Raw genomic sequence first — 13,986 nt, 5'->3', positions numbered from 1 at the left:
CCAAGAAAATGCAGATTTCGAAATGGATCATATCGGTGGCAGGCGCTGCCATACTGGTGATGGCGGCCGGCTCGCTTTCGCAGGCGCAGGAGAAAATCAAGATCGGCACCGAGGGCGCCTATCCGCCGTTCAACACCATTACCGCTGACGGCAAGGTCGAAGGCTTCGACATCGACATCGCCAATGCGCTGTGCGCGCAGATGAAGGTCGAATGCGAGATCGTCACGCAGGACTGGGACGGCATCATTCCCGCTTTGCAGGCGAAGAAATTCGACGCCATCATCGCCTCGATGAGCATCACCGAGGAGCGCAAGAAGCAGGTCGCCTTCACCAACAAATATTATACGACACCGCTCGCCCTGGTGGCGCCGAAGGACAGCGACCTGACCTCGACCGAACCGGCGGCCCTTGCCGGCAAGACGGTCGGCGCCCAGGCTTCGACCACGCAGGCCGACTATGCCCAGAATGAATATGGCAAGGCGGGCGCGGAGGCCAAACTCTATCCGACCCAGGAAGAGGCGATCACCGACTTGACCAACGGCCGCCTTGACGCCGTGATCTCGGACAAGTTCGTGCTGATGGACTGGCTGAAGAAGGCAAGCGACGGCTGCTGCAAGCTGGTCGGCGACGTCAAGGGCACCGAAACGCAAGCCGGCATTGCCGTGCGCCTCGACGACACGGCCCTGCGCGACAAGCTCAACGCGGCCATCGACGCGATCGTCGCCGACGGCACCTACAAGAAGATCCAGGCCAAGTATTTCGACTTCGATATCTATTGAAGCAGCAATCTCCCCCCTTTGAGGGGGAGATGGCCGGCAGGCCAGAGGGGGTCGGGTCGACCGGATGCAACCTTCTTGCGACAGTTGGCGCTTCACGCGAGGCGACCCCCTCTGTCGCCTTTGGCGACATCTCCCCCTCAAGGGGGAGATCACCCTTTCAAAGCGCCTTCACCGCCACCTGCACCGGCTGTTCGATCTCGAGCGGATTGCGCAGCGGCAGACCAAAATCCTTGGCCTCGATCTCGAACACGTCGCCGGCTTCAGTACTGATGCCGTCGGCGAAGGACAGCGTCGCCGTACCGAACATATGCACATGCACGTCGCCCGGCTGGCGGAAGGCCGCGTATTTGAAATGATGATGTTCGAGATTGGCGATGGTGTGCGACATGTTCGCTTCGCCGGACAGGAACGGCTTTTCCCACAGCACCTCGCTGTCGCGCACGATGCGCGAGGTGCCGCGGATGTCGGGCGGTAGGTCGCCGATCAGGATCTCCGGCCCGAACGAGGCGTTGCGCAGCTTGGAATGGGCGAGGAACAGATAGTTCACGCGCTCGGTGACGTGGTCGGAAAACTCGTTCGACAGCGTGAAGCCGACGCGGAAAGGTGCGCCGTCATCGCCGATGACATAGATGCCGGCCACCTCGGGCTCTTCGCCGGCGTCCTTGGCAAAGGCCGGTGACAGGAGTGCGGCACCTGGCGCCACCGCCATCGTGCCGTTGCCTTTGTAAAACCATTCCGGCTGCACGCCGATCTGGCCGTTCGCCGGCTTGCCGCCCTCCAGCCCCATGCGGAACATCTTCATGGAATCGGTGAGCTGCTCCTCGCCGTCGGCGCTCAGCTTCTTGTGCATGGAATCGCGCGTCGCCGCCGAGCCGAGATGCGTCAGCCCGGTGCCCGTCAGGTGCAGATGCGCCGGATCGGGGTGGTTGATCGGCGACAGCAGCCGCCCCTTCTTGTAAGCGGCCTCGAGATCGACTGTCTCGCCAAGCCCCTTGCGTTCGATCAGCGCGACGAGGCCGACGCCGGTACGGGCGGCCTCCATCGCCAGCGAATAGACGCTGCGGGCGCCATTGATGATCCGGGTCTTGCCGCCATTGCGGGCGACGACGCGGATGGTCTCGGCGTCGTCAAGGATCTGGGAGATCAGCATGATGAATCCTCTCTCATTTGCCTTGGCAGGACTGCCAAAACGGCAGACCTTGCTCGGCGCGGCCGGGACCTCGTCCATGCCACGGTTTAAATTCTCAGTTCGGATTGCGCTCGCGGGCCTGGTCCCTCAGGGACTTCTGTTACCGGCGGGTTGCCGGCAGCGCCGCGATCGTATGCCTCCTGCTTGCCTCGACTAGAGCAGTTCACCGTTTCACGGAAACGGCAAACCGCTCTAACTCATTGTCTTGGTGCAATTCCGGGCGGAAAACCGTTTCACACTTTTCCTGGAATTGCTCTTAAGCCCGTTCAAGCCTTGTTCTTGTTGTAGACGTCGAAGATCACGGCACCGAGCAGCACCAGGCCTTTGACCACCTGCTGCCAGTCGACATTGACGCCCATGATCGACATGCCGTTGTTCATCACGCCCATGATGAAGCCGCCGACCACCGCACCGATGACCTGACCGACGCCGCCCATTGCCGAGGCGCCGCCGATGAAGACGGCGGCGATGACGTCGAGCTCGCTGCCGAGGCCCGCGGCCGGCACCGCCTGTCCCAGTCGCGCCGCGATGATCAGGCCGCCGAGCGCCGACAGCACGCCCATATTGATGAACACCATCAGCGTCAGCCGCTCGGTGTTGATGCCCGACAGTTGCGCGGCCTTGGCATTGCCGCCCATGGCGTAGATGCGGCGGCCGATGGTCATGCGCTTGGTGACGAAGACGAACAGCGAGATCAGCACGCCCATGACGAGCAGCACCACCGGCAGGCCCCTGTAGCTGGCGAACTGGTAGACCAGGAACAGCGCCAGCGCGCTGCCGACCAGCGTCTTGACAACGAACAGGGCAAAGGGCTCGGCCTCATAGCCATGGCGTTCGCGCTTGCGGCGCGTCCTCACCCCGAAATAGGCGTAGGCCAGCACAGCGATCAGGCCCAGCACGATCGTCGTCATGTGCAGCGTCAGGCCGCTGCCCATGATAGTCTTGCCGGCCGCGTTCACCGTCGGCGGGATCAGCGTCAGCGGGCCGATGACATCCGGGATGAAGCCGGAGCTGAGCGCCTTAAAGCCATCGGGTAGCGGCCCCACCGAGGATCCGCCGCCCAGCAGAGCCTGGCAGATGCCGCGGAAGATCAGCATGCCGGCCAGCGTGACGATAAAGCTTGGTATTCGGTGATAGGCGATCCAATAGCCTTGCGCGGCGCCGATCGCGCCGCCCACGATCAGGCAGATGATCGACACCACCAGCGGATTGCTGAACGGGCCAAGCGGCCAGATGACCATCATCATCGCCGCCAGCGCGCCGATGAAGCCCGCCACCGATCCGACACTTAGGTCGATATGGCCGGAGACGATCACCAGCAGCATGCCCAGCGCCATCACGATGATGAACGAGTTCTGCTGCACCAAATTGCTCAGGTTCACCGGCTTGAACAGCGTTCCGTTCGTGGTGAACTGGAAGAACACCATGATGGCGATCAGCGCCAGGATCAGGCCGTACTCGCGCAGGTTCGTCGCCAGCGCCGAGACGGCGATGCGTGGACCCTGCTGCACGTCTTCGGCGACTTTGCTCTGCGGGGCGGGGGCGCTTTCGGTGCTCATGCTGCTTTTCCTTCTCCCCGAACGATGGCGCGCATTATTTTTTCCTGGCTTGCTTCCGCGGCGGGCATTTCGCCCACCATGCGCCCTTCGTTCATGACGTAGATGCGGTCGGTGATGCCGAGCAATTCCGGCATTTCCGACGAGATGACGACGATCGCCTTACCCTCCGAGGCGAGGCGGGCGATGATCGTGTAGATTTCGTACTTGGCGCCGACATCGATGCCGCGTGTCGGCTCGTCGAGGATCAGCACGTCCGGGTCGGCGAACAGCCATTTCGACAGCACCACTTTCTGCTGGTTGCCGCCGGAGAGATTGCCGGTCATCTGATAGACGCTGGAAGCGCGGATATTGGTCTTCTTGCGATAGTCGTTGGCAACGGCGAGCTCGCGCATGTCGTCGATCACGCTGTGGCGCGAGACGCCGCCAAGATTGGCCAGCGTGATGTTGTGCTTGATATGGTCGATGAGGTTGAGACCGTAGGTCTTGCGGTCCTCTGTGACGTAGGCGATGCCGTGTTGGACCGCCTTGCTCACCGAGGATACGTCGACCGGCCTGCCCTTGAGCAGCACCTCGCCGGAGATGCGGCGGCCGTAGGAGCGGCCGAACAGGCTCATGGCGAATTCGGTGCGGCCAGCGCCCATCAGCCCGGCAATACCCACCACTTCGCCCTTGCGCACGTTGATGTCGATGCCCTTGATCACCTGCCGCTCGGCATGGATCGGGTGATAGACCGACCAGTTCTTCACTTCGAACACGACCCCGCCGATGTCAGGCTCGCGCGGCGGATAGCGGTCGTCGAGTGAGCGGCCGACCATCGAAGTGATGATGCGGTCTTCAGAGATGTCCTTCTTGGCCAGCGTCTCGATGGTGCGCCCGTCACGGATCACCGTCACCTTGTCGGCGACCCGGTTCACCTCGTTGAGCTTGTGCGAGATCAGGATCGAGGTCATGCCTTGCCGCTTGAATTCGAGCAAAAGGTCGAGCAGCGCCTGGCTGTCCTTCTCGCTCAGCGAAGCCGTCGGCTCATCCAGGATCAGCAGCTTGACTTCCTTGCTCAGCGCCTTGGCGATTTCGACCAGCTGCTGCTTGCCGACGCCGATATTGGTGATCAGCGTCTTGGGGTCCTCCTTGAGGCCCACCTTCTTCAACAGCGCGCTGGTGCGCGCCTCGTTGGCATCCCAGTCGATGACGCCGAATTTGGCGTGTTCGTTGCCGAGGAAGATGTTTTCCGCGATCGACAGCATCGGCACCAGCGCAAGCTCCTGGTGGATGATGACGATGCCCTTGTGTTCGCTGTCATGGATGCCTTTGAACTGGCATTCCTGGCCTTGGAAGATGATCTGGCCGTCATAGGTGCCGGAGGGATAGACGCCCGACAGCACCTTCATCAGCGTCGACTTGCCGGCGCCGTTTTCGCCGACCACGGCATGGATCTCGCCTTCCTCGACGCTGAGATTGACGTTCGACAGCGCCTTCACGCCGGGAAACGTCTTGGTGATGTCGCGCATCTCCAAAATCGTCGAGGCCATGGGGACTACCGCTCCTTGAGAGCTCGGCAAACATTGCCGGCGAGGTCGGTGACAATACCGGGCTCGCTGGTGAACGAAAAGGGGCCCTGCGTTGCGCAGGACCCCCTGACTTTGTAACCGGGATTACTTCAGTTCGTCGGCCTTGATGTAGCCGGAGTCGACGACCAGCGCCTGGTAGTTCGACTTGTCGACCTCATGCGGCGTCAACAGGATCGAGGGAACGACCTTGACGTCGTTGTTGTAGGTCTTTTCATCGAGGCCGTCCGGCTTGCCGCCCGAGAGCACCTTGTCGACGAGTTCGACGGTGGCCTTGGCCAGTTCGCGGGTGTCCTTGAACACGGTCGAGTACTGCTCGCCCGAGATGATCAGCTTGACCGAAGCGGTTTCGGCGTCCTGGCCGGTCACGACAGGCCACGGCTGAGCCTCGGTGCCGTAACCGACGGCGCGCAGCGAGGCGGTGATGCCGCGCGACAGGCCGTCATAGGGCGACAGAACGCCATCGACGCGGCTGCCGTCCGAATAGTTGGCCGACAGCAGGTTGTCCATGCGCGCCTGGGCGGTGGCGGCGAGCCAACGCAGCGTGCCGACCTTGTCCATGCCGGTCTGGCCGGACTTGATCTTGATCGAGCCGTCGTCGATCAGCGGCTGCAGGACGGAGATGGCGCCATTGTAGAAGAAGAAGGCGTTGTTGTCGTCGGGCGAGCCGCCGAACAGTTCGACGTTCCACGGCTTGGTGTTCGGGAAGCGCTCCTTGAGGCCCTTGACCAGCGAATTCGCCTGGATCACGCCGACGCCGAAATTGTCGAAGGTGGTGTAGTAGTCGACATTGGCGGTCTTCTTGATCAGGCGGTCATAGGCGACGACGACGACGCCCGCGTCAGCGGCCTTCTGCAGAGCATCCGACAGGGTGGTGCCGTCGATCGAAGCGATGATCAGCGCCTTCGGGCCTTTGGTGATTTCGTTTTCCAGCTGGCTGAGCTGGTTGGGGATGTCGTCCTGCGCGTATTGCAGGTCGACGGTGTAGCCGAGAGCCTCGAGCTGGGACTTGACGGCATCGCCGTCATTGATCCAGCGCTGCGAGGTCTTGGTCGGCATCAGCACGCCGACAAGACCCTTGTCGGCTGCGTGCGCCGAGTAGGTCATGGCAGCGATGCCAAGGGCCGCGACGGCGGCCAGTGTCTTGATGATTTTCACTTCAACTCTCCCTGTTTGATGGACGCGGCACCCCGGGGGTCGCGGGCCGCGCAATCGTGCAGAAGCGCCAAGGCACTGCTGCCGTCATATCGATCTCCGGTATCCTCCCATGGCCCCGAGACGCTGATTCAATCGATACGATTTTTCTCGTCAGCGACCGTCACGTCTTGGAACGCGCGGAGGGTGTGGGTCTTTGCCATAACTGTCAAATGCGATCTTTGATGGTTGCTATATCATGGTTGGTATATGTATTGGGACGTGACGGGCTGACTCCAAGGTCGGCCTCACACGAGCAGAAGGCAGGGAAAAGCGATGGCGCGGCCCGGGAATCTGGCAACAGCTTCAAATGGTTACAGAGAAGCACCGGGCGATGGCGAAACCCTGCTGCGCAGCGGTCTCAGTCTGCGTCACATGCGCATGATCGTCGCGCTCGACGACCATGGCCGGGTCAGCGCGGCAGCCCAGGTTCTGAACATTTCGCAGCCGGCGGCCTCGCGCATGATCGCGGAGATGGAGGCGGTGCTGGAGGTCAAGCTGTGCGAGAGGCTGCCGCGCGGTATCACCTTGACGCCATACGGCAAGGCTTTGGCCAGGCGCGCGCGCTCGATCCTGCTGGAGATGCGCGAGGTGGACCGCGAGATTTCCGAGCTCAAGGCGGGCAAGGGTGGTTCGGTTTTCCTGGGTGCCGTGACCGCGCCGGCTATCGAGCTGGCGGTGCCGGCAATTCGTGAGATCCGCCGCATCTATCCGCGCATCGAGATCACCATGCAGGTCGAGACCTCCAATGTGCTGGCACGCGAGCTGATCGCCACGCGCCATGACTTCATCATCGCGCGCATCCCCGACGATCTCAATCCGCGGCTGTTCGAGTCGCGCGTCATCGGCGTCGAGAAGGCCTGCCTGATCGTGCGCCGAGGCCATCCGCTCACCAAGGGCGAGGCGGTGCGGCTGGAAGAGACCGCCGCCTATGACTGGGTCTTCCAGTCTGGCGGCTCGCCCTTGCGCCAGGCGATGGAGAGCAACTTCCTCAACCGCAACATCGCTCTGCCGGACCGCATCCTGAACACCAGTTCGCTGCTCCTGACCCTGGTCATGGTCGCGCAATCCGATGCCATCGCACCGGTCTCTGTCCAGGTGGCGAAATTCATCCAGAACCCTGACGGGCTGGCCGGCGCCATCGACGTCGTCCAGACCGAATTCGACATCGAGGTCAGGCCCTACAGCCTGATCACGGTCAGGAATCGCGCACTGTCGCCGGCCGCCAAGATGCTGCACGACTTCATTCTGAGAGAAGTGGGATGATGGCTCGCTCGGGTAAGGTTGTCCGGCGAAAGCACCGCCAGGCCGAGGCTAGAGCAGTTCACCGTTTCACGGAAACGGCGACCCGCTCTGACTCCTTGTTTTGACGCAATTCCGGACGGAAAACCGTTTCACACTTTTCCTGGAATTGCTCTAGCGAAAGCGAACCTGGGAACATTGTTTCCCGCCGATGCGTTCATGATCTTGCAAGGGACGATTTCTCTGGAGGCTGAACATGCGCAGCTTCGAAATCATCGATCTGCTTTGCGTGATCGAGGCCTGCAAGCACGATCGATCGGTCGGGAATTTCGTTTCCATGGCTGAAGGCGTGGAAGAATTGCGGGTGTTGACCGGCGATTTCGTTTCATCGGATGACGTGGCAGCAAACGCCCTCGCAACGGTGGCGCTTGCGCGAGGCTGCTCGGTTGTGTTCGACGAACAGGCAGGCGCTGAAATGGTTCTGACGCCTTAGACTGGAGCGGGTAGAGGGAATCGAACCCTCGCGTTCAGCTTGGGAAGCTGACAAGCTACCATTACATCATACCCGCGTGTGCCCTCGTTACCATGAGGGTTAGCCTTCGGGCAATCGCAAAGCGGTCTGTTCTCACGACGGTCGTGCTGCGGATCACGGCGCGCCCGCCGCCGTGAATTGCCGTTTTGCCTCCGCGACCTTGTTGCTGGTGGCGAAGCTTGGCCAGTATTTCGAGATGGCCAGCGTCGCGCCGGCGGAAGAGAAGTGGCCATAGTCGAAGTAGAGAAATTCATTGGTCGTGGCATCGGCGTATGAACAACCTGCCGAGTCGCACAGATATGTCAGCGGATCTATGAAATCGGCTCCTTTGGTGAACGGCAAAACCCGTGCGTTGATGTCCGGATCCATAGCCATCGGCCAGGATGTGGTTCCGGTATGCTCCCGTTTCACCAAGAAAGCGATCTTCTGGACGTCGGCAATGAATTCCGGAGACTGGCCGACGGTATAGACCTTGACCCCCATCTCGCGAAGCCGATCGATCGTCTTCTGCAGGCCGTCGAAGCCCCTGGCCTGGTAGTCGGTCCATCGACCGCTCAGGATCACCGCCTGGATGTTGGCGTCGCGAATGATCGACAAGGCCCGTTCGTTGAAGCGGGTGCAGGCGGGCCGAGCATAGGAAAAATAGGTCAGGTCGGGCGGACAGCCGGCATAGGTGTATTGGATGACATTGGCCTGGATTTTCTGGGCGTTGGGCTCAAGTCCCGGAACATAATGGGCAGCGAAAGAATCGCCCCACAGCAGCACATTGGTGGCAAAGCCCGTTGTACGGGTGCAGTCGGCGAGGTTCCAGTCTTCGATGCGGGTCCCGTTTTCGTTGAAACAGATGCCGTTGCGCCAGTCGCCGACCCGGATACGTTCGGTCGAGAAATCCGGAAACCGTTGCGGGAAACCGTTGCCCAGTGCACCGGCCAACCCACCGGCGCACAGCAGCACGATTGCCGTCGCCGAAAAGGCGAAGATAGGCAGGGGGGCGGTATAGGCGCGTTTGTGGCGGAAGGGTTGCTCGACATATTTCCAGGAGAATGCCGCCAAGGCGAAACTGGCCACCGTCATCGCGATAATCGTTGGCACACCGACAGTCTTCAGGGAGAGATAATGGACGAACGAGTTGATCGGCCAGTGGACGAGGTAAAGCGAATAGGAAATGAGGCCGACCCAGACCAGCGGCGCCAACCGAAGCACGCGAGTGGCGACAGATGCCGGCCTGCCGGCGCTATCCTGGCCAGCATAGATCAGCAGAGCAGTTCCGATGCAGGGGAATAGGGCGTTGTAGCCGGGAAACGGATCGCTGTCCGAAATCATCACAAAGCCAAACGCAATCAGGGCAAAGCCGGCGAGGCCGATCAGGTCCGCCGCGAGCCGACTGGCTAGGACCGGAGGCTTCCGCAACATCAGCATGGCACCCAGCGCCAGCTCCCATATGCGCGTCGGCAAGAGATAGAAGCCGGCCGTCGGTGCCAGCGAGGTTGATATGACTGCCAGGGCAAAGCTGCCGATGGCCATCGGCAGAAGTACCGTCAGCCAGCGCTTCGAGACGTATCGGTGGATCAGATAAAGGAGGATCGGCGCGAAGATGTAATACTGCTCCTCCACCGAAAGCGACCATGTGTGCAGGAGCGGCCGCAGTTCGGCGTCGATGGAGAAATAGTTCGTCGTTTTCCAGAAATAGATGTTCGACCAGAAGGTCGAGGCGGCGATCACACTAAGGCTGAATTCGTGGAGATCCGAAGGCAGAAGGATGAACCAGGCGGCAATGCTCGCGAGCAGGATGACGAAGGTTAGCGCCGGCACGATGCGCCGTGCGCGGCGCCAGTAGAAGCGGCCGATCGAGAACTGGCCCCGCTCAAGGTCATCGAGCAGGCTGCCGCTGATCAGATAGCCCGATATGACGAAGAAGATGTCGACGCCGGTGAAGCCGCCAGGAATGGCGGACACGCCGAAATGGAAGAGCACGACGGGTAGCACCGCAACGGCCCGCAGGCCGTCGATGTCGCGCCGGTAGTTCATCCGGCCGGCTCGCACACGGCCACCAGGATCCGTGCGGCCGCACCCGCCACGCTCATTCGGCGATGCCTCAGGTCGTGCTGAAAATCCCGGCTCATCGATCTCACAGGCTTATCCCCAAGCAGTAATTTGCTGCGCTGCAACATACGTGTCAAGGCATATATTGGCCGTCGCGAAATTCGCCAGCAACGCACCAGGATCAGGCGCCAGGCAGATAGATCACTGCATGGTCGTCCGCATAGGCCCGCTTCCAGCCCAACTGGTCGAAAAAGGGGATGCGGGCGTCGTCAGCCGACAGCAGCGCCCAGCCTATTGCGTATTTCTTCAACCGGGCTTCGAGGAGTGGCTTGCCGTTGCTGTGACCCGTCTCGTCATCGGCTTTTGTGAAACCTCCCAGGAACAGCTGGTCCGTCCGTCCGTCGATATAGGTCTTGAACCCGTGGAAAATCAGCGTGCCGCCGAAATTGTAGGAATTCAGCACGTTGCCGGATAGATGATGGCTTTGCGCGAATGCCAGCGCCCCGCTGGCCGATGTCTTCGGACTTGGCGCTACCTGATAGACGCTGCCGAGCACAGTGACCCCGCCAATCAGCAGAACGGCTGCCGTGCCGCAGATGGCGTAGAACCGCCTGGCGAAGAATCTCTCCAGTCCGTCGCGCTTTTCGGCCAGCCATGCGGTGGCCGAAAGCGAGGGATATTGCTGGGCGACCTCGGCCGCCATCACCAGCGGAATCAGCAGGAAGAACAGATACATGAAGCGCACATGGGCGAGATAGACATGCAAGGTGAAGACGACGAACAAGGCCTTGGCCCAGCCAATTCGCAATCGGGACACCAGTAGCCCGAAAAGCGCCAGCAGCATCGCCGCTTCCTGGACGGGACTGTCCGGCTGATTGAACGGTTTCCATTCCATGATCAGCGACACCGCCTCATTGCCGTAGGCCACGGCGAGCGTCGCCAGGATGGCCTGGACGCCGTAGGGGTGGATCAGGCTGACCAGCGGGCAAAGCAGACCGAACGCGATCCACTTCGCCAGCAGGGACGGTTTCGACAGGCCCGTGCGCGCCAGCAGATCGAGACCGGCAAAAGCCGCGATGACGAAGCTCAAGGTGAAGGTGGCGTGCAGGTTCGCCCATAACACGACCAGCACAAGCAGCCACCAGGGCGGCGCCCGTTCTTCCCTCGCCGCACCGAAGAGCACCGCCGTCCAGATGACGATGATCGGGAAGGTGAAGACATGCGGACGCGCCGTGAAGATCGGGTTGATCAGGAACACCGCCGCGAAGGCCAGTGTAATCGCCAGGATCGGTTTCAGCCATGCGCTGAGAAACCACCCCATGAGGAAAACCGTCAGGGAGATCGAGGCGATGATCGCGGTGACGACCCCGTTCCAGCCGCCCGCCCGGTAGGCAAGAGCCAGCAGGACCTGTCCCAGCCATTCCTTGGCAATCCAGGGCTGGCCGGCAAACGTGTAGGAATAGGGATCGACGGTCGGAAATGTCCGGTTAGTCAGGAAATCCAGACCGACCTTCACTTGCCACCAGCTGTCGGGATCCTGCAGGGTGGCGCCTGCCTGGGCACCCAACGCACCGGCCATCGCCAAGGCCGCGAACAGGCAGAAGATCAGCCTGTTCCGCTCGTTGTATGTCGCGGCCTCCGCACTGGCCTGAGCGTCGTTCATGCTGCGCCGCCTCTGATCGGTTCCGGTGACAGTTGGGTTCAAGGTGTTGGATTGGCGGGGTGCTGCCGAGGCTTGTCGGCCACCCGAACTGTGCGGTCGGTGCTGTCGTCCCCGCGCCCCACAAACACGAAGCGAGCCGAGCCAAGATAGAAAACAACCGAATAGACGCAGATTCCCGCGAGGTGGACCAGCGGGTTTTCGACGATGCCTGCTGAACGGGCGGCGATCACGACGGCCAGATTGACGCTGTAGGCGACCAGAAAGACACCCCCGTAGCGCAGCGCGGTTCCGGGCTGGAAACCATCGGCTCTGCTGAAGGTCCATTGGCGGTTGAGGAAGAAGCCGAGGACAAGGCCGGCGGCATAACCCGTGGCGTTGGCAAGGATGTCGCCCAGACCCAGCGCAAGCCCGGCCAGGATGACAGCGTATCCCAGCGCCGTGTTCAACAGACCGACGGCGCCAAATCGCAGCATCCTCGGGAAGTCAAACGGCAGGCTTGACCACATGCGCAAAATATTGGGCTCCGACAGGTACCTTGGTGAGGAAGCGCTCGAACGGCCTCAGTCTCGCAAGCATCCGAGGAAAGAAAATCCGGTAGACGATCCTCGTATTGGCAAGGCCCGCCTCGGCCATGCGCCTGCGCATCTCGCGCGAATTTATCAAAACCGCGTTTTCATCGAAGGCACAGTTTCTCACCGCGTGCGTGGTCAGCGGGTTCCAGGGATTGTGTTCGAAGACGAAGAAGCTGCCGCCATCGGCCAGCACCCTGCCGATCTCGGCGAACAGTCCGATCTGCAGGTCCTCGGGAATATGGTGGAATACACAGGCCGCGAAGGCCAGGTCGAAGCTGCCGTCGGCAAAAGGAATTGTCTTGCCGTCGAAATGCGTGAAGGCGGCCTGGCCGGGAAAGCGCTTGCTGGCGATGTCGAGCGATTCCCGCGAAGGATCGAGCAAGGTGATCTCCGCGTCGGGAAACGCGTTGCGCATATGGCCGAGCGAATTGCCGACGCCGGCGCCGAAATCCAGTACTCGTCGGGGTTTGACACCGGCCCGCCGCAGCGTCGCGGCGACGTCGTCGATCTTGTACCTGGCGAAGAAATCCGGGTTTTCGCCGCTCAGCCTTATGCTTGCGGCATGCTGCTCCTGATATTCCCGCGCAAACTGGTCGAACTCCGCCTCAAGCACGTGCGGCCCTCTTTGCCATCTCCTGCAGGCGATGGACCGGCAATTCGCCGTCCTCCACCGCCTGGCTGCGCGAAACGATCTCGTTGACGAAGTAGAGCGGCCGCCGCTTTGTCTCCATGTACATGCGCCCGAGATACTCGCCGAAGATTCCGAGCACCATAAGCTGGACGCTGCCGAGGATCAGCACGATCGCGGCAAGGCTGGTCCAGCCGGGCAACACGTTTCCGACCGACCATTCGAACAGCGTGTAGCCGAGCACGACCAGCCCCAGAAGCCCGAACATCATTCCGAGCAGCGAAGCGAAGCGCAAGGGCACGATGGAGAAGCTGGTCATCGCGTCGACCGCCAGAAGAAGCATTTTCTTCAGCGGATAATGGGTGGTGCCGGCAAAGCGGCGGTGCCGCTCATAGGGGAAAGCCACCTGTTTCAGCCCGATCCAGCTAACCATGCCGCGAATGAACCTGTAACGTTCTGGCATCGCGTTCAGATGGTCGAGCGCACGACGGTTCATCAGCCGGAAATCACCGGTATTCGGGGCTATGTCGACGTCGACCATCCGGCGCAGCAAGCGATAGAACATGGACGCGGAGGCGAGCTTGAACCAGCTTTCGCCATCGCGCGTCAGCCTCTGGCCGTAGACCACATCGAAGCCTTCGTTCATCTTCGTCATCATCGCGCCGAGCAGTTCAGGTGGATCCTGCAGGTCGGCATCGAGAATGAGAATGCGCTGGCCGCGACAGAATTCGAGCCCGGCGCTCAACGCGATCTGGTGGCCGTAATTGCGGGCGAGGTCGATGGCGACGACATGTTCGTCCTTTTCGGCCAGTTGTAGAATGGCCTCGCGCGTACCGTCGGTCGCGCCATCGATGACAAGGACGATCTCGTAGGAAGGGCCTTGTTCAAGGCATGCGGCCGTGACCCGCCGGTGCAGTTCGGCCACGCCATCCAGCTCGTTGTAGCATGGGATGACCACCGACAGCATGACGCCGCGTCGCGCGGTGTTTCTCTCCGTCTCCACCAAAGCCTTGCTCCCGC

General features: G+C 61.4%; 12 protein-coding genes and 1 tRNA gene. 3 read left to right on the top strand and 10 right to left on the bottom strand.

The annotated features are described in order from the left end of the window. Nucleotides 1-8 precede the first annotated feature (8 nt). Nucleotides 9-779, top strand: a complete 771-nt coding sequence (locus tag NKJ37_RS18585; protein ID WP_352774615.1) for an ABC transporter substrate-binding protein — start codon at nt 9-11, stop codon at nt 777-779. 157 nt (nt 780-936) lie between these two features. On the opposite strand, the gene araD1 is transcribed toward NKJ37_RS18585, so the two are convergent. From araD1 to chvE, 4 genes are all read right to left on the bottom strand, one after another. Beyond that, nucleotides 937-1,929: an AraD1 family protein gene (araD1, locus tag NKJ37_RS18580; protein WP_128305266.1), complete on the bottom strand. Its 993-nt coding sequence runs from the start codon at nt 1,927-1,929 to the stop codon at nt 937-939. Nucleotides 1,930-2,234: 305 nt separating this feature from the next. Next, entirely contained in the window at nt 2,235-3,527 is a 1,293-nt protein-coding gene (mmsB, locus tag NKJ37_RS18575; protein ID WP_352554074.1) for a multiple monosaccharide ABC transporter permease, read from the bottom strand. Further along, nucleotides 3,524-5,056, bottom strand: coding sequence for a multiple monosaccharide ABC transporter ATP-binding protein (gene mmsA, locus NKJ37_RS18570; protein ID WP_352774613.1), 1,533 nt, complete (start codon nt 5,054-5,056; stop codon nt 3,524-3,526). The genes mmsB and mmsA overlap by 4 nt, the downstream gene beginning before the upstream one ends. A 123-nt stretch (nt 5,057-5,179) precedes the next feature. Next, complete coding sequence (gene chvE, locus NKJ37_RS18565) at nt 5,180-6,250, bottom strand: multiple monosaccharide ABC transporter substrate-binding protein (RefSeq protein WP_023813878.1); 1,071 nt, start codon at nt 6,248-6,250, stop codon at nt 5,180-5,182. 312 nt (nt 6,251-6,562) lie between these two features. Here chvE and NKJ37_RS18560 point away from each other — a divergent pair, with 312 nt between their 5' ends. Continuing rightward, on the top strand, nt 6,563-7,552 hold the full coding sequence (locus tag NKJ37_RS18560) for a LysR family transcriptional regulator (protein WP_352679613.1): 990 nt from the start codon (nt 6,563-6,565) through the stop codon (nt 7,550-7,552). 232 nt (nt 7,553-7,784) lie between these two features. Further along, a complete protein-coding gene (locus NKJ37_RS18555; RefSeq protein ID WP_127266711.1) occupies nt 7,785-8,021 on the top strand; it encodes a hypothetical protein in 237 nt (78 codons plus the stop codon). 2 nt (nt 8,022-8,023) lie between these two features. Here NKJ37_RS18555 and NKJ37_RS18550 read toward each other — a convergent pair. From NKJ37_RS18550 to NKJ37_RS18525, 6 genes are all read right to left on the bottom strand, one after another. Beyond that, nucleotides 8,024-8,097, bottom strand: a tRNA-Gly gene (locus NKJ37_RS18550). A 77-nt stretch (nt 8,098-8,174) separates the two neighbouring features. After that, complete coding sequence (locus NKJ37_RS18545) at nt 8,175-10,088, bottom strand: acyltransferase family protein (protein WP_352774611.1); 1,914 nt, start codon at nt 10,086-10,088, stop codon at nt 8,175-8,177. Nucleotides 10,089-10,284: 196 nt separating this feature from the next. Beyond that, a complete protein-coding gene (locus NKJ37_RS18540; RefSeq protein WP_352441475.1) occupies nt 10,285-11,766 on the bottom strand; it encodes a hypothetical protein in 1,482 nt (493 codons plus the stop codon). Between the two features lie 38 nt (nt 11,767-11,804). Further along, nucleotides 11,805-12,272, bottom strand: a complete 468-nt coding sequence (locus NKJ37_RS18535; RefSeq protein ID WP_031213781.1) for a GtrA family protein — start codon at nt 12,270-12,272, stop codon at nt 11,805-11,807. Then, nucleotides 12,250-12,951: a class I SAM-dependent methyltransferase gene (locus NKJ37_RS18530; RefSeq protein ID WP_023813884.1), complete on the bottom strand. Its 702-nt coding sequence runs from the start codon at nt 12,949-12,951 to the stop codon at nt 12,250-12,252. The genes NKJ37_RS18535 and NKJ37_RS18530 overlap by 23 nt, the downstream gene beginning before the upstream one ends. After that, complete coding sequence (locus tag NKJ37_RS18525; RefSeq protein ID WP_196815360.1) at nt 12,944-13,933, bottom strand: glycosyltransferase family 2 protein; 990 nt, start codon at nt 13,931-13,933, stop codon at nt 12,944-12,946. Before NKJ37_RS18525 ends, NKJ37_RS18530 begins: the two co-directional genes overlap by 8 nt. Between the last annotated feature and the right edge of the window lie 53 nt (nt 13,934-13,986).

The sequence above is a fragment of the Mesorhizobium sp. M0140 genome (genome assembly GCF_040322475.1).
Lineage (GTDB): Bacteria > Pseudomonadota > Alphaproteobacteria > Rhizobiales > Rhizobiaceae > Mesorhizobium.
The sequence above is the reverse complement of the archived record's forward strand: the minus strand, read 5'-3'. Positions and strand labels throughout refer to the sequence as shown.